General features: G+C 72.1%; 14 protein-coding genes. 4 read left to right on the top strand and 10 right to left on the bottom strand.

The window, feature by feature from the left end; genetic code table 11:
• The first annotated feature begins 60 nt into the window (after positions 1-60).
• Positions 61-1,068, top strand: coding sequence for a hypothetical protein (locus tag WME79_RS30005; protein ID WP_437521804.1), 1,008 nt, complete (start codon positions 61-63; stop codon positions 1,066-1,068).
• A gap of 96 nt (positions 1,069-1,164) precedes the next feature.
• Here WME79_RS30005 and WME79_RS30000 read toward each other — a convergent pair whose 3' ends face one another.
• From WME79_RS30000 to WME79_RS29960, 9 genes are all read right to left on the bottom strand, one after another.
• Entirely contained in the window at positions 1,165-1,539 is a 375-nt protein-coding gene (locus WME79_RS30000) for a DUF4406 domain-containing protein (RefSeq protein WP_437521802.1), read from the bottom strand.
• Positions 1,540-1,548: 9 nt separating this feature from the next.
• Positions 1,549-2,583 carry an aspartate-semialdehyde dehydrogenase gene (locus WME79_RS29995; protein WP_437521800.1) on the bottom strand — a complete coding sequence of 345 codons (1,035 nt, stop codon included), beginning with the start codon at positions 2,581-2,583 and terminating at the stop codon, positions 1,549-1,551.
• A gap of 151 nt (positions 2,584-2,734) precedes the next feature.
• Positions 2,735-3,997, bottom strand: coding sequence for a glucose-1-phosphate adenylyltransferase (locus WME79_RS29990; protein ID WP_437521798.1), 1,263 nt, complete (start codon positions 3,995-3,997; stop codon positions 2,735-2,737).
• 97 nt (positions 3,998-4,094) lie between these two features.
• A complete protein-coding gene (locus WME79_RS29985; protein ID WP_437521797.1) occupies positions 4,095-5,756 on the bottom strand; it encodes a serine hydrolase domain-containing protein in 1,662 nt (553 codons plus the stop codon).
• Positions 5,757-5,956: 200 nt separating this feature from the next.
• Positions 5,957-6,784: a TIGR02452 family protein gene (locus WME79_RS29980; protein ID WP_437521795.1), complete on the bottom strand. Its 828-nt coding sequence runs from the start codon at positions 6,782-6,784 to the stop codon at positions 5,957-5,959.
• Positions 6,785-6,928: 144 nt separating this feature from the next.
• Complete coding sequence (locus WME79_RS29975) at positions 6,929-8,443, bottom strand: hypothetical protein (protein WP_437521794.1); 1,515 nt, start codon at positions 8,441-8,443, stop codon at positions 6,929-6,931.
• Between the two features lie 21 nt (positions 8,444-8,464).
• Positions 8,465-9,799 carry a hypothetical protein gene (locus WME79_RS29970; RefSeq protein ID WP_437521792.1) on the bottom strand — a complete coding sequence of 445 codons (1,335 nt, stop codon included), beginning with the start codon at positions 9,797-9,799 and terminating at the stop codon, positions 8,465-8,467.
• Between the two features lie 4 nt (positions 9,800-9,803).
• Positions 9,804-10,856, bottom strand: coding sequence for a tetratricopeptide repeat protein (locus WME79_RS29965; RefSeq protein WP_437521790.1), 1,053 nt, complete (start codon positions 10,854-10,856; stop codon positions 9,804-9,806).
• A gap of 65 nt (positions 10,857-10,921) precedes the next feature.
• The gene (locus WME79_RS29960; protein ID WP_437521788.1) at positions 10,922-12,382 is read right to left on the bottom strand and encodes a protein kinase domain-containing protein; all 1,461 of its coding nucleotides are present in this window, start codon (positions 12,380-12,382) and stop codon (positions 10,922-10,924) included.
• 637 nt (positions 12,383-13,019) lie between these two features.
• Between WME79_RS29960 and WME79_RS29955 the strand changes: the two genes are divergently transcribed.
• The 3 genes from WME79_RS29955 (at position 13,020) to yddG (ending at position 15,736) form a co-directional block, all read left to right on the top strand.
• Positions 13,020-13,808, top strand: a complete 789-nt coding sequence (locus tag WME79_RS29955) for a matrixin family metalloprotease (RefSeq protein ID WP_437521787.1) — start codon at positions 13,020-13,022, stop codon at positions 13,806-13,808.
• A gap of 284 nt (positions 13,809-14,092) precedes the next feature.
• Positions 14,093-14,545, top strand: a complete 453-nt coding sequence (locus WME79_RS29950; protein WP_437521785.1) for a helix-turn-helix domain-containing protein — start codon at positions 14,093-14,095, stop codon at positions 14,543-14,545.
• A 195-nt stretch (positions 14,546-14,740) separates the two neighbouring features.
• Positions 14,741-15,736, top strand: a complete 996-nt coding sequence (gene yddG / locus WME79_RS29945; protein WP_437521783.1) for an aromatic amino acid exporter YddG — start codon at positions 14,741-14,743, stop codon at positions 15,734-15,736.
• A gap of 42 nt (positions 15,737-15,778) precedes the next feature.
• Here the strand turns inward: yddG and WME79_RS29940 are convergent, their stop codons facing one another.
• The gene (locus tag WME79_RS29940; protein ID WP_437521781.1) at positions 15,779-17,185 is read right to left on the bottom strand and encodes a serine/threonine protein kinase; all 1,407 of its coding nucleotides are present in this window, start codon (positions 17,183-17,185) and stop codon (positions 15,779-15,781) included.
• Positions 17,186-17,339: the final 154 nt, after the last annotated feature.

The following is a 17,339-nucleotide window of genomic DNA, read 5'->3' as shown; positions in this document are numbered from 1 at the left end:
GCCCGTCTCGTGTGTGGATCCGGGGCCGAGCGCGCTGAGCTTCGAAGCCCCGCCCCCGCCATGTACCGAACCGCCGCCCCCCTGCCTCCCGAGCCGCCCCGCGAGTGGCAGCTCATCGTCGAGGCCTTCCTGTACGAGCACCTCTCCGTGCCCGAGGCATGGCTCGCGCGCGCCGGGGGCACCGTGGCGCTGCTCGTCGGCGCGCGGATGCTCGCGCCCGAGAACCACGGGGAGAACCGCGCCTGGCTGTTCGGCGATCTGCGGCGGATCGAGGGCCAGCGGCCGCCGCTCCTCGCCCCCGCCTCGTTCGGGCTGGAGCGCGTGTGCGCGCCGGGCGAGGCGGAGGCCCTCCCGCGGCACGTCGCCGTGTGCCCCTGGCCCGACGCGGCGGGGATGACGCTGGCGGGCATCGCGCGCCACCTTCCGGGCTCGCGCTTCGAGATCGGCGCGGCGGCGGAGGTCGCGGCGCAGCTCGCGCGCGTGCGGCTCGCCGTGCCGCACGCGCGCTTCACGTACGCGCGCGTCATCGTCTTCGAGAGCGGCGAGGTGCGGGTCGCGCCGCCCCTGCCGGAGACGGAGCGCTCGGCCGCGCTGAGCGATTCGGGGTTCGAGTTCCTCGACGACCTGGGAATCAGAATCTCCCCGCTCCACAACCCGAGCGACCTCGAGCCGGCCTTCGGCGTCGCGTCGGCGCTCTTCGAGCTCGTCGCGGGCTTCGGCGAGGCGGGCGCCGTGGCGAAGCGCCAGCTCCTCCACGCCACCGTCACGGCGCAGCCCGCGCACCCGCTGCCGTCGGACTTCGGCGTGCGCAGCCGCGAGGTCGACGCCCTCGTCGCCCGGGGCACCTCGGGCGAGGCGTCTCTCCCCGAGCTCGCGCAGGCGCTCGCGGCGCTCAGCCAGGCGCTCGACGGCGCAGCCGCGCTCGGCCGCGCGGTGCGCGCGAGCGTCGCCGCGGCCGCGCCCTCGCCGCCCCACAGGCAGACGTGGGATGGAAAGCGTATTTACATGCTCTTCCCCGACGTGCAGGCCCTGCCTGTCGGCGCAGGCTGGCCGGGGCCCGAGCCATGAAGAGGCCGCGCCGCCGCGGCGTCTCGTGCGTGCCTCGTGCGTCTCTCGTGTGGCGCCGCGGCTAACGCCTCGTGCGTCTCTCGTGTGGCGCCGCGGCTAACCGCAGCCCGGCACGTCGTCGAAGCTGAAGAAGACCTGCTTGCCCATGGAGCGGGACAGCTCGACCATCTCGTCGGCTCCCTTCGAGGGGCCGCCGATCCGCAGGCAAGCGTCGCAGCGCGCGACGAGCCGGCGGGCGACAGGATGGAAGATCTCGCTCCAGATCTCGTCGCCGATCTGCCGCGACCCGGCGTGCTCGATGAGCGGCAGCGCGAACCATTCGCCGAGGACGGGGAGGTGGCCCGCCCGGAACAGGCGCACGGCCATGTCGTTCATCGCGCGAACGTTGGCCGCGATCAGGACCGGATCATCCCCCGTGCCGGAGCGGTAGGGCCCGGCGACAAGGATCATGAGGGGCTGGGCGGGCTGCATCGTTGACCGTCAGGGGGCTTGCAGGTCCCGATCGGCGCTCGGGAACCAGCGCGTCGCTGCGCGGACCGCGTTGGTGGCCGCGCCGAGCCGAAGGTTGTCCCCGACCACGGTCAGGCACACGCTCTTCCGGTCGCGGTCCCGGTGATCGGGGCGGATCCGCCCCACCAGCGCGAGGTCTCGGTCCTGCACGCAGTGGAGCGCGCTCAGGCCCTCGCCAGCGGCGCCGGGGAGGTGCTTCACGAAGGGCGACTTCGCCGGATCGCTCAGGAGGCTCGCGACCCGCTCGAGATCCACCGGGCGATCGAACGTGACCCACGCATTCTCGTAGTGGCCCACCGCGACGCCGACCCGACAGCACTGCGCGGAGACGCCGAGCTCCGGCATGCTCAGGATCTTGCGGCTCTCGAAGATGAGCTTCCGCTCTTCCGAGGAGAAGCCGCTCTCGTCGGTGCCGCCGTTGTGCGGGACGGTGTTGCCTGCGTAGCCTGACGCCTTGAACGGCAGGCCCAGGCGATCGAGGGCCTGGAAGCCATCGCGCGCGTCCGCGAGGAACGAGTCCAGGGCGGCGATGCCGGCGCCGCTGACCGCCTGGTACGTGCTCACCGTGACCGCGCTGAGCCCGAACTCCCGGCGCAGGGGCGAGAGCGCGAGCATCAGCGGGATGGTCGTGCAGTTCGGATTGGCCACGAGCCGGACCGAGTCATCGATGATGCTCGAGTTCACGCCGGCGACGACGAGGGGCACCTTCGGGTCGGCGCGGTAGGTGTTGCTCTTGTCGATCACGCGGTACCCGAGCTCCACGAGCCGCGGGACGTACCGCTTGCTGTGATCGTCATCCAGGGCCACGAACGCGAGGTCTCCGCGGGGGGCGTCCTGCGCCTCGAGGCGCGACGCGCCGAGCACCTCGTACGACTTGCCGTCGAGGGTGAGCTCCTGGTCCCGGCTCGCGAACAGGGTGAGCGTCGCGCCGGGCCAGGCCCGCGCGATGAGGGTGATGGTTTCGCGGCCAACAAGGCCCGTGGCGCCGAGGATGCAGATTCGCATAAGGGCGCTCTTTACCAGACCGGGGCCCAGCCGACGAGGGGCGAGTGGCCGGGCGCCGCAGCGACGTTCTGCCTGGCCTACCCGCGCGGCGCGTCCCTTCCGCCCGCGCGCCCAGCCGCCGTCCCCTCGGCGGCCGGGGCGCTGCCCGCGCTCAGATGACCGTGCCCGGCGGGACGACGGCGTTCTTCGGGACGACCACGATGCCCTCCCGGGCCGCGTAGTACGGGGCGTCGGTGTCCGGCCGGTCAGGGATGTTGCGGATCACCACCCCGTCGCCGATGCGCGCGTTCTTGTCGATGATCGCGCCGTCGATCGTGCACCCCCGGCCGATGCCGATGGGCGGGAGACCCCTCGTGCTCTCGGGGCCGTGGGCCTGGAACAGGGACTCGTAGTCCGCGCCCATCATGACCGTGTTCGACATGGAGACGTGGGGCCCGATGGAGGAGAGCTGCCCGACGACCGACCTGGAGATCTTCGACTCGACGATCCGGCTCCCCTCGGCGAGGAGCACCTGGTCGAGGACCGAGCCGGCGGTGACGTGGGCCGGGGGGAAGAACTGCGGGCGGGTGTAGATCGGCCGCTGCGGGTCGTAGAACGAGAACGGAGGATCGGAGTCGGTGAGCGCGAGGCTGGCCTCGTAGTAGCTGCGGATCGTGCCGATGTCCTCCCAGTACCCGTCGAACGTGTAGGTCATCATCCGATGGGTGTCGAGCGCCCGGGGCAGGATGTGGCTGCCGAAGTCGGAGGCGTTGTCGCGCTCGAGCATCTCGTAGAGCGCCTTCGCGCTGAAGATGTAGACGCCCATCGAGGCGAGCCACGGGTTCGCCGGATCGGGCAGCTGCCGCACGTTGTCGAGCAGCTTCATGTCCTTCGGCTTCTCGATGAACTTGACCACCCGCCCGGTGTCGTCGGTGTCCACGATGCCGAGGCGCGACACCTCGGCCGTCGGGACGGGGCGAACGGCGAGCGTGACGTCGGCCCGGGTCTCGCGGTGGTGCTCGAGGAAGGGCTCGTAATCCATGCGGTAGAGGTGATCGCCCGAGAGGATCATGACGTCCCGCGGGTTCGGCGATTTCACCTCGACGAGCTGCTTGCGGACGGCGTCGGCGGTGCCCTGGTACCAGTCGCTGTGGGTCGGCGTCTGCTCGGCCGCGAGGATCTGCACAGCGCCGGCGGAGAAGACGTCGAATCGATACGTCTGCGTGATGTGGTTGTGGAGCGAGACCGAATTGAACTGCGTGAGGATGTGGATGCGGTTGAAGCCCGAGTTGAGGCAGTTGCTGATCGGGATGTCGACCAGCCGGTACTTGCCGCCGGTCGGGACGGCTGGCTTCGAGCGCAGCTTGGTGAGCGGGTAGAGGCGGCTTCCAACGCCTCCACCGAGGATCAAAACCACCACGTCGTTGTGCTTCAAGCGGGTCTCCGCAGAGGTGAGGGGGACGGTTCGACGCCCGGGACGATGGGCGCGGTTACACTAGCAGGTGCGGCGATACAACCGGGCTGCAGATCGCTCAGCGGCAGCGCGCCGGGCGGTCGCTCGGGCGGGGGGATTCCCGGGCGATCGCCCCCGTCTGCTCCTCCACGCTGAGGGACGTGATCCTCGCGTCCGGCGAGGTGTCTACACGCACGGCCAGCGAGAGCGCGCCGCGCTCGCAGCGCAGGCCGAAGCGCGCCGCCGTGGCGCTCTCCACCACGGCGGAGCCGTCGAGCGCGCACGCTCCCACCCGCGCGCCGGCGTCGCGCAGTGTCCTTCGCAGCGACGCGAGGTGAGCCTCCGGGAACCAGCCGGGCCTGAGCCTGCGATCGAGCGCCTCCGTGCGCGCGTGGCCGATGACGGAGGCGACGGCCTGGGCGGCGCGGCGCACGGGCAGGGAGGGCGGGACGACGCGCGCCTGCATGGCGCTGGTCGCGGCGAGCTGGCCGAGCACCTCCGCGTTGAGCGACTCGAGATCGGCGCCAGCCACGTTGGCGAGCGCGACAACGCCGACGCCTCGGTGCGGGAGGAGCGTCACCGACGCGGAGAAGCCGTCGATGAGGCCGTTATGGAAGACCACGTGGCCGAGGTCGCAGTCCTCGCGCACGTGCCAGCCGAGCCCGGGGCCGTCGTCGCCGCCGGCGGCCGGGAACGCCGAGCCGTTGCGCGCCATCAGGTGCGACTCGCGCACCGTGCTCCGCCGCAGGGCCCCTGTCTCGGGCGCGTCGCGCGCGGGCCAGGCGGCGAGCTGGAACCCGACGAAGCGACCCATGTCGGCGAGGCTCGCATAGAGCCCCGCGGTCGCCTCGGAGGCCCCGAGCCGCCAGGGCTGGATCGGCGCCACGGCGCCGTCGTCGACGCCGCGCGCGTGGGGTGACGCGAGCGCGCCGGGCGGCACCTGCGACGGGTCCCAGGCGGCGTCGCGCATGCCGAGCGGCCCGAGCACCGCGTCGCTCATGTAGCGCCGGTACGGCACGCCGGAGGCGCGCGCGACGACGAGCCCGAGGAGCGAATAGCCGAGGTTCGAGTAGGAGGTCGTGGTGCCCGGCGCGCTCTCGAGCCCGAAGCCGTCGAGCGTGGCCAGGATCTCCCGCTCGGTGACGTCGCGCGACGTGGACGCGGGGGAGAACACGCCGAGCCTCGGCAGGCCAGAGCTGTGCGTGAGCAGGTCGCGGACCGTGATCTGCCGCGCGTCGCGCGTCGGATAGACGACGCCGGCGAGCGCCGGCAGGTAGCGCGCCGCCGGGGCGTCGATCGACAGCCGCCCTTCGTCGCGGAGCCGCAGTATCGCCGCCGCGGTCAGCGGCTTCGTGACGGAGCCGATGCGGAAGCGCGTGTGCTCGTCGACCGCGCCGCCCGCCGCGACGTCCCGCACGCCGAGCACCGCCTGGATCGCGAGCTCCTCGTCGATGACGACGCCGAGCGCGAGCGCCGGCAGGTGCTCCCTCTCCGCGGCGCGCCGCGCGAGCGCCTGCACGTCGGCCGCCGCTGCGCGGAGCTTCTGCCCGCGCTCCGGGTCGGGGAAGCGCGGCGTCGGCGCGGGCTCGCTGGCGAAGCGCTGGGCGAGCGGCGCCGCGGTCCCCTGCGCGGCGGCCCGCTGCGCGGGCGCGGTCGATGTGCACCCGCAGAGGAGCGGGGGTGACGCGGAGAAGACGGCCGCGGCGAGGAGCGCGGCGAGCCTGTCGTCGATCGTCCTCAAGTCGGAGGCATGACTCTCGCTCTTCGATCGCGACCCGACAATTCGAAACGGACCCGGTGGAGGGGGTCAGTCCTCGATTTTCTCGGTGGAGGTAGGCGGGGAGCGCGACGTCCACGCAGCTTTGGCGTGGGGATCCCACGGTGTGATCCGCGTGGAGCCGTGACGGCGCGCGGGATCGGCGGCGCTGGGGGCGTACGCGCCTACGCCTTCGCGAACCGCTCCTGGAAGGCCCGGTAATTCGGCCGATCGTCGCCCCGGTCGTACACCGCGAACACCACGCGCGAGAACGCGCCGCGGAAGCGCGGGCTCTCGAGGCACCGGGCGAAGACGTCGGCGACCACGCGCGGATCGTTGCGGAAGACGCCGCAGCCCCACGCCCCGAGGACCAGGCACCGGTGCCCGTGCGCGCCTGCCGCGGCGAGCACCATGTCCGCGCGGCGCTCCAGCGCGGCTCGGATCTCCTGGTCCGTGGCGTCGTCGCGCTGGAACGCCTCGCCGGCGTTCGGCGCCGGCGCCGTGATGATCGACAGCGCGAACGGCCGGTCCAGGAGGGCGTGCTGCTCGTCGCGGAAGAACGGCACGTCCGGCGAGTAGATGATGTGGTCGGTATAGAGGAAGCTCCCGCAGGCGCGGTTCTCGTCGTAATACTCGCGCTGCTCGACCAGGGACGCATACAGCGCCGAGCACCTGGCGAGGTCCTCCTCCTGGGCCTTGGCCCCGCGCAGGAACCCGCCTCCGGGGTTCTTGGCGGAAGCGAAGTTGAGGGCCATGACGCGCGCCTCGCCCTCCTGCTCGATGAGCCGCCGCCCCGCCGCCCCCGTGGTCTCGCCGGTGACCTGGATCGTCGCCGGGCTATCGAGGCGCTCCTTCGGCTCCCAGGCGTCGAGTGATCCGGGCCGGTAAAGCACGGTCCCCTTCACCGCGGCGAGCACGCGGTCGCGGATGCGGACGGTCGCGCCCGAGCGCGCGGTGTACTCGCCGCGACTCGCGATCTGCACGGTCTCTGCGGCGATGCTGGTCAGCTTCATGCGCTCAAGGATTGGCGAGCCGCAGCCGCTCGTCCAGCGAAACGCGCCCCGCGGCGGGGAGCGCAGCTCCCCTCTGCCGGAGGCGCAGGCGGGCCGGCGATTTCCTCCAGTCAGCGTTCGCCCGCGCTCCCGCCCTGCGCCGCGTCAGCGCCGCACGGTGAAGAGCGCCCACTGCCCGTCGCGCGCGACGAGCTCGAGCCGCTCGTGGGCGAGCAGCGCGGGAGAGGGCGAGCGCAGGAGGACGTAATCGAACCTCGTGAGCTCCGGGTGGCGGAGCCAGCTCGGGCCGAGGCCAGGCATCGGGTTCTTGCCGCCGACGTACTGAATGAAGTTCATCCCGTAGCCTGCATAGGAGCTGTTCGGCAGGCCGCCGTGGCGCACCGTGGCGATCTCCTGGACGGCGCGGAGCGGCTTGACGGGGAACGCCTCCGTCGCCCCCCACGCGTCGAGGGGCGCCAGCAGCGTTTGGCCGTGAGATAGCTTGTCGATGAGCCGGGAGGCGCCGACCGTCTCTCGATGGAAGTCGACGAAGCGCCCGCAGAGGTGGAGGAGCAGGGCGCCGCCGCCGAGCGCGATCGAGGCGAGGAGGCCCGCTCTCGGCGCGGGGCGCGCCGGCAGGTTCCAGGCGAAGGTGAAGAGCAGCGCGGCCATCCAGGGGTGCCGGTTGTTGATCCCCTCGACCCCGAGGCAATACGAGGGGAGGACCAGGTGACAGACCACGCTGGCGAGCGCGAGCACGGCGAACGCGTTCGGGACCCGGTACCGGGCGGTCGGGGACTCGGGCGACGCGTGGGGCGCGGCGGGCTCAGCGGTGGCGCCGGCGACGACGAGCAACGCGAAGAGGAGCACGTAACCGACCGAGATCGGAAGGAGCACCCCGACGAACTCGGGGAGCTGCGCAGCGTTCTCGAAGAAGGGCGGCCACGCCGCGACAGGGCCGGGGACGGGGGCGCCGGAGGGGCTTGTGAGCACCGACCTGGCCACCCAGATGGCGAACAGGACGAGCGCTGGCGCGAGCGGGAGCAGCGCCCGCCATCGCTCCCGCGGCCCTGGCGCCCTCCAGAGCGCCCAGAGCAGCGCGACGTCGAGGAGGAGCTGGGCCAGCGCGAGCGCGTGCCACAGGAGCAGGGCGACCGCGATCGCGGCGAGGCCGACGCCGAGGCGCGGCGACGGCCGATCGAGCCATCTCACAGCGACGGCCAGGCCCAGCACGACGAGCGGAGGGGCCGTCGCGAACGCGAAGAAGCCGCCGCTCACCCAGTACGAATGCACGAGGGGGAAGACGAGCAGCACGCACCAGCGATCCCGCCGGAGCACGCGGAGGAGGAGCATCGAGGCGGCGGGCAGGGCGACGGTGTACGCGGTGAGGAGGACCTTGCCCGCGATCTCGATGGAGCTCACGGCCGCGATCGCCCGCGCGAGGACGATCGGCAGGACGAGCGGCGCGATGGGCCAGCCTGTCGTGTAGGTGCCGTGAAAGGGTGAGGCGGGATCCCCGTGGTCCTGGAACGCTCGGACGAACGTCAGGAAGGGTGGGTAATCCATCATCGGCAGGAGGTCGGTCAGCCAGAAAGGCACCGCTGCGAGGAGCGTCAGCGTGAAGACCGTCACTCCATGGGCCCAATGAGCCCACGGGAATCGTGCGACGGGACGTTCCATGGCCTGGTCGAGGTGAGGGGATTACTTGGCGCGCTTCATCACGCGGCCTGAATTCGCGTTGTTCGTCCAGTACACGCTCGTCTCGTCGAGAGCGATCTCCCAGGGCATCTCCTGCGCTTCGGCGAACGTCTCCTCGACGCCGCCGTCGAGCGGCGTGCGCCTCACCGCGCCGTCGTTCGGGGCCGTCCAGTACACGTGCGTCGCGTCGACGGCGATGCTGCGCGCGTGCGTCCCCGCCCTGACGAGCGTGACGTCCCTCCCACCGCCCTCGCGCTGGGTCTTGTGGACGTCGCCCTCCTGGTTCACCCAGTAGACGTGCGTCGCGTCGACGGCGATGCCCTGCGGCTGGCGCTGCTCCGCGGCGAGCGTCTCCGCCTCGCCTCCGGCGATCGGCGCCCGCAACACCATGCCCTTCGAGATTGTCTCTGCGTCGAGCGTCCAGTAAACGTGCGTCGCGTCGACCGCGAGATCGAACGGCTCGTTTTGCTCGGTGACGAGCCGCACCGGCTCGGCGCCGCCCGCGAGCGACATCTTGCTGATGGTGTACCCGACGGCATCGGCCCAGTAGAGGTTCGTCGCGTCCACCGCGATCGCGACCGGCTTCGACTGCTGCGTGAGGTCCACCGGGTCGGACCTGTCGATCGGCGATCGGCTCAGGTAACCGAGCACGTAGCTCGACCAGTAGACATAGTCCCCGGCCACCGCGATGTCCCACGGGCTGTGCACGCCCGTGGCCAGCGCCGCGGGCGCGCCTCCGCGCTTCGACACGGTCATCACCGAGCCCTCGACGGCCTGGTTGGTCCAGTAGACGCGCTCCGCGTCGAGCGCGATGCCGACCGGATTCCGGAACCCCTCCGCGAGCACGACCGGCTGGCACGCCGACGCCTCGCACGCGCCTCCCTGGCAGTCATGGCCGCAGGCGCCGCAGTGCAGCGGATCGGTCGCCGTGTCGACGCAGGCCTCCTCGCAGTACGCCTCGCCGGACGGGCACATGCACGCGCCGTCGTCGCACGACCCGCTGCCGCCGCAAGGCGTCCCCGCGTCGGCCGGCTCGAATCCACAGATGCCGTCGTCGCACACAGGGACCTGGCAGACGTCGCCTCCAGGGCACTCGTCCGCCGAGGCGCACGTCTCGGGCGGCTCGCCGCCTGCACCTCCGCCGCCACCTTCGCCCCCGCCGCCAGCACCTCCGCCGCCGCCTGCGCCTCCGCCGCCTGCACCTCCGCCGCCGCCCGCGCCCCCGCCTCCGGCGCCGACGACTTCGTAATAGTCCTGGTCCCCTCCGAGGAGGGCCGTGCAGGCCGACGAGAACGCGAGGCCCGCGGCGATCACCCAGCGCACGCGCACTCTTTCCATCAGGTCACCATGCCCCTCGCACATCGAGCGCAGCGCCGCCGGAGTCGAGCGGCGCCACGCTTGCGGCGATCCACGTCCCGCGGGACGCGCCCGGGTCTGGGGCCCTCGGCTCGGTCAAGAGCAGCACCGCGGCGGCGCCGGCCCCGGCGAGCCCCACCCCGAAGCCGATCGTGCTGGCGAGCCCGAGCGCCTTCATCGTGTCGGCCGCCGTCTTTCCTTCGTGATTGCAAGCCGTTCCGGCGCAGTTCTTGTCGACGATGCCCTTCCTCTCCATCGCGAGCGCGCCGGTGACGCCGCCCACCGCGAACCCCGCGAGGCCCAGCCCACCCGCAAGGTAGATCGCGAGGCGGCGCCCGCCGGCTCCCTCGTCGCGCGTCGTCGGGGCGGGCGGCACGCTGACCTGGATGGGGCTCGTCATGCCCGCTGCTCCCGAGTTGCCGGACGGCGGCGGCGAGGGCGGCGGTGGGGGCGGCGCCGTGACCTCCAATGCCACGGTCTTTTCCTCTCCCTTGTCGAGGGCCACGGAGCGCTCGAAGACGGGACCTCCAGGCGCCTGCGCCTTGATGAGGTGCTTCCCCGGATCGAGAGGCAGCAGGGATCCGATCGCCGTGGGGGCGAGGGTCCGACCGTCGAGCTCGACCACCGTGCTCGGCGGCGCGTGCGGCGGCAGCTCCAGCCGGAGCCCGGGCACATGGCGCGCGAGCGCTTCTCTCTGCGTGCGCGCGCTCTTCTCGCGATCACCCTGCGTGCGCTGCTGCTTGGGCGTCAGGGTGGGGTAGAGCGCGAGGTACTCGTCGAACCGGGCGATCGCCGTCGCGAGCCGTCCCCGCAGCGCCTCGCACTCGGCCAGCGTGAACAGCGTGCCGGGCCGCGGATCGATCTGCTGGCTGTACTCGATGGAGGGACAGCCCTCCTCGAAGCGCCCTGCCTCCATGAGCGAGACGCCATGATCGAACGCGGCCTGGGCGGGATCCGAGGGGGCAGCCGAGGCCGCGCCCGCGGCGGCGAGCGCGCTCGAGAGGCATGCGGCGGAGAGGGTGGTTCGCGCTGTGTTCATCGGAGCGTTCGGGCGTTCGTGGCGTCGTCAGGGCTCTCGGGATCGTCGCGCGCGGCGAGCCTCTCTCAGTCGCGCGTCCATCTCTTCTTCTTGGCGGTCGGGGCGCCAGCGGGCGCCTGCGCGCCCCGCGCTGTGGAGGAGGCGCCCGCAGAAGGCGCGGCGGAGGCGGCGCCGACCAAGGGCGCGGCCGAGCCAGCGCCGGGAGGCGCGACGTCCGATGGCGCGGCGAGGGCGGGCTCGGACGGGACGTCCGATGGCTCGGCGGAGGCGGCGCCAAGCGGCGCGATGCGGGGCGTGACGACCTTCGGCTCCGCGTCCGTCGTGATGCCCGCGCCTGCCGGCGTCCCCGCCGGTGCGCTCCCCGCGGGCGCCGGCGCGCGCTCGACCTGCGTGGCATAGACGACCGCGCCGAGGAGCCCGCCGACCGCGAGCGCGATCGCGATGCCGGCGATCCGCCCCACCCGCGACGGCGCGCTCGCAGGCGCTTCGGCGTGCAGGGTCCCCGGGGGCAGCGGCGTCTTGTCGGGCTCATCGTCCTGCGGGTCCGGCGGCGTATGGATCGGCGTGCCCGCAGACACGGAGACGACCGTGGCGCTCGTCGCGAGCTCGGCCATCCACGCCGGCGACCGCGCGGCGCTCGGCGGGGGCGCGATCTCCAGCGCCTCCGCGAGCGCGCGCACCGCCTGCGTCGCGACCTGGAGCCGATCGTCGGGCCGGAGGGCGGTGGCCTTCTCGAACCACGCATCGAACGCCGGCGACAGCGTCACGCCGCGCGCGGCCGCGCGGGTGCTCGCCGGGTCGGGCCTCCCGCGCGAGGCGGCGGCGAGGATCGCGAGCAGGTTGCCGGTCTTCTCCTCCTTGACCCAGTACGAGGCCCCGACGAGGAGCGTGTAGGCCACCATGCCGAGCGCGTACACGTCCGTCGCGCTGCTCAGCGGGGCGCCGTCGAACTGCTCGGGCGCCATGTAGATCGGCGTGCCCACGCCGTGGGTCGCGCGCCCGGCGCTCGCGTGCTCGGCGACGAGCTTGGCGATGCCGAAATCGAGGATCTTCACGTGGGGCTGCCCGTCCTCGCGCTGCGTGAGGAAGATATTCTCGGGCTTGAGGTCGCGGTGGACGATCGAGGCTCTGTGGGTCCTGTCGAGCGCCAGCGCCACCTGGTGGAGGTACGTCACGACCTCGAGGGGCGGCAGCTTGCCGAGGCGCTCGATGCGGTGGTCGAGGTCCTCGCCGCGCAGCAGCTCCATCACGAGGAACGGCATGCCCGTCTGCTCGTCGATGCCCGCGTCGAAGACCTCGACGATGAACTCGCTCTCTATCTCCGCGGAGATCCGCGCCTCCCGCTGGAAGCGCTCGCGCAGGTTCGGGCTCTCGAAGAGCGTCGGGTGCATGATCTTGAGCGCGCGCCGCCGGTTCGTCTCGATGTGTACGGCCTCGTACACGGCGCCCATGCCGCCGACGCCGATGACGGGCCCGAGGCGGTAGCGCCCGGCGAACACGGTGCCCTCCGCGAACGCGAACGTCATCAGCGGCCGCCTCCATCGGCGCGCGCGCCCCGCGGGAGTCGCCACCGCGCACGGGCGCGCCGCCATGTCCCTCTCCCCGGCATGGCTGCCACGATTTTCTGTTCGCGCCGTGCCGTCAAGCCCTCGATTGCAGGCCGCCGCGCCGTACGCCACCCGGCGGCGCGCAGCGCACGATCACGACGCTCGACGCTGGTCGCGCCATGCGACCAGCACGATGGCGGGACGAAGTACCCGTCGATCCACCGCCTCGATCCGATCCCGGCGGCGCGCGCTTCCCGCTCTGCTTCGATCTCGATACGCAAGTCCTTGCACAGGTGCGCAAGCACCCGCTGCACAGGAGTGGACTCCATCGCTTCGCGCTTGACCTCTGGACGGCAAAGTCACGCCATCGCGCGTGCGGCACGTCGCTTGCCAAGTTCGGACACCGAAACCGGACGCCATCCGCGTCAGCACCAGCAGTCGAGTCGGCCCGACCCGCCGTGGGGGTCCCGTGGCGCCGTCCGGCGGAGCTCACTGCGGCGCTGCGCGCCCTCGCCTGACCCGAGAGGGAAAGGCATGAACGAGAGGTACTTGTATGATGAGCCATCTGTCTGCGGAGTCTCGTGGTCTCCTTCATGGCACTCTTGGTCTCCTTGTCTTGTCGCTCGCGCCGGTCGGGTGCGCCGCTGGCGCGCCTGCGGGAGAGGAGATCTCCGAGCAGGTCGGCGATACGGAGGTGAGCTTCGACGAGCTCGTGGCTCGCACCTATCGTGAGCCGGAGAGCGGTATCTACATCGTCGATGGCGACGTTCCCGTCGAGAGCCTCGACGGGCTCGAGCGGTTCTATGAGCGCCACGTCCAGCGCGGAGCGCTCATCGTCGACCAGAGCCATGGAAGGGACGTGAGGTGGAGCGACAGGGAGAAGCGGAACCTCAGCTACTGCGTGAGCGAGGCGTTCGGTGACGACCATGGCGCGGTGGTCTCCGCGATGGAGAGCGCCACCGCGGCGTGGGAGGAGGTGGCGGGCGTCCGCTTCGTTCACAGCGCGGACCAGGACGCCGCGTGCGATGCGCGCAACAAGCGGGTCGTCTTCGACGTGCGCCCGGTCGAGGGGCAGCCGTACTACGCGCGCGCGTTCTTCCCCGACAGCTCGCGCCGCGCGCGCAATCTCCTCATCGACTCGGCCGCCCTCGGCCCGCTGGATCTCTGGACGCTCACGGGCGTCCTGCGGCACGAGCTCGGCCACGCGCTCGGCTTCCGCCACGAGCACACGCGGCCCGAGGCGGGCGCCTGCTTCGAGGACGACGGCTGGCGCGCCCTGACGCCGTACGACGCGGGCTCGGTGATGCACTATCCGTGGTGCAACGGCACGAACTGGGGCGACCTCGACCTGACGGAGCACGACGCGCGCGGCGCCGCCGCTCTGTACGGTCCGCCCTGCCGGTGAGCTCCGCCCCGCGGCGCGCGCTGCGTGCCGCGCGCCGGCGGGGCGGCGAGCCCTCGGGAGCGCTGGTGGGGTAGGAGCCCGAGGGAGCATGGCGCGCGCGCGCCGCGCGTGAGATCATGGCGCGCCATGGAGGAGGTCGAGCTCGGCGTCCGGCGATACTCGGCCGAGGTGGTCGCGCACCGCCACGCGCACCACCAGCTGGTCTTGCCCCTGGAAGGCGCGATAGAGCTCTCGATGGACGGTCGAGAGCTCATGGCATCCGGGCTCTCGGGGGTGCTCGTCCCGTGCGACACCCGTTCGCGCTGCGTCGGCAGTGGGCGGGGCTGCTCGTGCTCACGCTGGCCGAGCGCGGGGCGCGCGGCGCGCTCGGCCCGATGCGCGCCCCGGAGAAGCTGCGCCGCGCTCTGCGCTTCCTCGAAGACCACGCGCACGAGCCGCTCACCGTCGCGGACGTGGCTGCCCGGGCGGAGCTGAGCCTGGGGCACCTCCACCATCTGTTCCGCACGGTCCTCGGGACGACGGTGCAGGAGCGCATCGCGGATCTGCGCCTCGCGCGCGCGACCGACCTCCTGTCCCGCACCGAGCTCGGGATCGCGGAGATCGCGATCCGCTGTGGCTACGCCGACCAGAGCTGCCTGACCCGCAGCCTGCAGCGCCGCCGCGGCGTGACCCCGGCGGCCCTGCGTCGTGCGGTCCGGGCCGAGAGTCGGGGCGAGCCGCGGCGCGGGCGAGCGTAGCCGGGCCGCGGGCGCGCAGCCCAGGCACAGCAAGCCGGGGCGCGGGCGAATGTCGTTAGGACGGGGCGTGTAGCTCCGGCACAGCGAACCGCGTGGCGCGGGCGAATCTCGCTGGACCGCGAGCCCGGAGTCCAGGCACAGGACAGCGGAGCCTGAGCCAAGACGGCGGCCGGCCGGCGCGCCATGCTCGGCGCCATGTCGGACACGACTCACGGCGCTGCCCTGTCGGACGCGACGCCGTCAACGACGCCAGCGGCGCGCCCCTCGCGGCGAGCCGCCACCCTGGCGGGCGTCGCCGCGATCGGCCTCTGGGGCAGCCTCGCCCTGCTCTCGACCTCGGTGCGCAGGTTGCCGCCGCTCCAGGTGCTCTCGTCGACCTTCGCTGTCGCGGCGCTCCTCGGGGCCGCGCGGCTCGCCCGGCGTGGCAGGGGCGGCCTCGGCGCGCTGCGCCAGCCGCTCGGCAGCTGGATCCTCGGCGTGGGCGGCCTGTTCGGTTATCACGCCCTCTATTTCTATGCGCTCTCCGCCGCGCCGCCCGTGCAGGTCAGCCTCATCTCGTACCTGTGGCCGCTGCTCATCGTCCTGCTCTCGGCGGCGCTCCCCGGCGGTCGCCTGCGCCGCAGGCACCTGGTTGGGGCGCTGCTCGGGCTCGCGGGCGTCTGGACGCTCGTCGCCGACGGGGGCACCGTCCGCCTGAGCGCCACGCACACGCCCGGCTACCTGGCCGCGCTCGGCTGCGCGCTCGTCTGGTCGACGTACTCGGTGCTCCAGCGCCGCTTCGCCGAGGTCCCTGCCGACGCGATCGCAGGCTCCTGCGCCGCGACGGCCGCCCTGGGTCTGGCCGGGCACCTCGCGTTCGAGCGCACGATCGTGCCCACGGCCGGAGAGGCGCTCGGCCTGCTCGCGCTCGGGCTCGGCCCCGTGGGGGTCGCGTTCTTCGCGTGGGATCACGCGACGAAGCACGGCGACGTGCCGCAGCTCGGGGCGCTGTCCTACGGCGCGCCGATCCTCTCGACGCTGCTCCTCTGCGTCGCCGGCCACGCCGAGGCGAGCTTTCAGCTGCTCGCCGCCTGCGCGCTCGTGGCTTTCGGCGGCCTCGTGTCGACCGTGCCTGCGGCGAACGTCGGCGTCGGCACCCGCGCATGGCCGACGTTTGTGCGCTGGATCACCCGCCCTCGATCGCGGCGCTGACGCGCCCGCGATCGAGGGCGCTCCTTTCGTTGCGGCTCGTGGCTACGCGCGGCGCGTGGGGGTCGGCTCGTCATAGAGCAGGCCCGCGGTCGCGCTCGGCGTCGTGAACACCCCCTGCACGTCGTCGGCCGGAGCCCAGTGCCCCGCGCACATGAGCGCGCCCCCGGTGATCTCGGGCTGCGACGAGAGGCGCGCCTGCACGTCGTCCGCGTGCACGCACACGTTGACGTGCAGGCGCGGGTCCGCCTCCGGTCGCTGGGCCAGCGCCCGGTGCACGGCGTTCGCGAGCTCGATCGCTGCGCGCCGTTCCTGTAGAGCCTGTGCCGCGTTTCCCGGGAGGAGGCGAACGCCGAGCACCTCGTTGCCGGTGATCGACGCCAGGATGAACCCTGCGCGCGAGAGCTGCGACTCGGCGATGTCGAGCACCCGACCGATGTCGAAGGTCAGCGTGTCATCCAGCTCACCGGCGTCGCCGCGGGTCCGGACCTCCAGATAGACCGCCACCGCAGGGTGCGTCGGGTCGGGCCCGCTCGGCAGGCCCGACGCGGGCCCGCCGATGGCGTCCCTGAGCGCGGCCATCAGCTCCTCGACCGAGCCAAAGCGCCGCTCCCGCCGCTTCTCCATGCACCGCAGCACCACCGCGTCGACCTCGATGGGCAGCGGGACCCGCAGGCTCGGTGGCAGCGGCGGCTCCTCCAGGTGCTTCCGCACCATCTCATCCATATCGTGTGTGTGGAACGGCAACCGGCCCACCAGCATGCGATGAAGGAGGACGCCAAGCGCATAGACGTCCACCCGCGCATCGATAGGACCGCCGAGGATCTGTTCTGGAGCCATGATGGATGGCGTCCCGGGCATACGTCCGGCCGTGGTGAGCCATGTTGACCCCTCCTCGGGCGCCATCATCTTCGCGATTCCGAAATCGAGCAGTTTCACGGTACGTGGCGGACCCGAGCAGATGAAGATGTTGCTCGCTTTCACATCCCTGTGAACGATGCCCGCTGTGTGCGCGGCTGCTAGCGCTGCGCACACAGGCTCCATCAGCTCCAGGGTCTCGCGCGGCGTGAGCCGCGTCTGGGACCGGATCAGCGCATCAAGCGTCTGGCCCTCGAGGCGCTCCATGACATAGAATGGCTGAAAGTTGTTCAGCTCACCTACTCCGAAGATTTCCACAATGTTGGGGTGGGATATCGACCGCAGCACGTCGATCTCGCGTGCGAACCGATCGACCACACGGCGAGAGTGGGCCACCGCCTCGCTCAGCACCTTGACCGCAGCGGGTCTGCCCGATTGGACGTGCCTCGCCCCGTAGACCACACCGCAGCCGCCACGCGCGATGAATCCTTCGAGGATGTACTCGCCCGCCAGGGTACCCGGCGGGAACTCGCCGCGCGCGGCCGACCTCTCGAAATCTGAAAACGGCCTGGTCTCGTCCTCTTCGTCGCTCATCTGCCCCTCCGCGCCGTGCGTCGCGGTGCGTTACAGCCCAGCTGCCAGAGTGTTCTCCAGATCGAACGCATCCTTTACTAAAGCACTATGCAGAAGCATTTCGAAATGGTAACTTAAACTTTGCGGCTACTCGACCCTAAACGCCAAATCGCGG

This window comes from Sorangium sp. So ce726 (assembly GCF_051521405.1).
Classification (GTDB): Bacteria; Myxococcota_A; Polyangia; order Polyangiales; family Polyangiaceae; genus Sorangium.
This window is presented reverse-complemented; position numbering and strand designations above follow the sequence as displayed.

Coding starts and splice junctions, on each gene's coding strand:
- WME79_RS29965 (WP_437521790.1), bottom strand. CDS start 10,856: ATGAACACAGCGCGAACCACCCTCTCCGCCGCATGCCTCTCGAGCGCG.
- WME79_RS29960 (WP_437521788.1), bottom strand. CDS start 12,382: ATGACGTTCGCGTTCGCGGAGGGCACCGTGTTCGCCGGGCGCTACCGC.
- WME79_RS29995 (WP_437521800.1), bottom strand. CDS start 2,583: ATGCGAATCTGCATCCTCGGCGCCACGGGCCTTGTTGGCCGCGAAACC.
- WME79_RS29940 (WP_437521781.1), bottom strand. CDS start 17,185: ATGAGCGACGAAGAGGACGAGACCAGGCCGTTTTCAGATTTCGAGAGG.
- yddG (WP_437521783.1), top strand. CDS start 14,741: ATGTCGGACACGACTCACGGCGCTGCCCTGTCGGACGCGACGCCGTCA.
- WME79_RS30000 (WP_437521802.1), bottom strand. CDS start 1,539: ATGCAGCCCGCCCAGCCCCTCATGATCCTTGTCGCCGGGCCCTACCGC.
- WME79_RS29970 (WP_437521792.1), bottom strand. CDS start 9,799: ATGGAAAGAGTGCGCGTGCGCTGGGTGATCGCCGCGGGCCTCGCGTTC.
- WME79_RS30005 (WP_437521804.1), top strand. CDS start 61: ATGTACCGAACCGCCGCCCCCCTGCCTCCCGAGCCGCCCCGCGAGTGG.
- WME79_RS29975 (WP_437521794.1), bottom strand. CDS start 8,443: ATGGAACGTCCCGTCGCACGATTCCCGTGGGCTCATTGGGCCCATGGA.
- WME79_RS29980 (WP_437521795.1), bottom strand. CDS start 6,784: ATGAAGCTGACCAGCATCGCCGCAGAGACCGTGCAGATCGCGAGTCGC.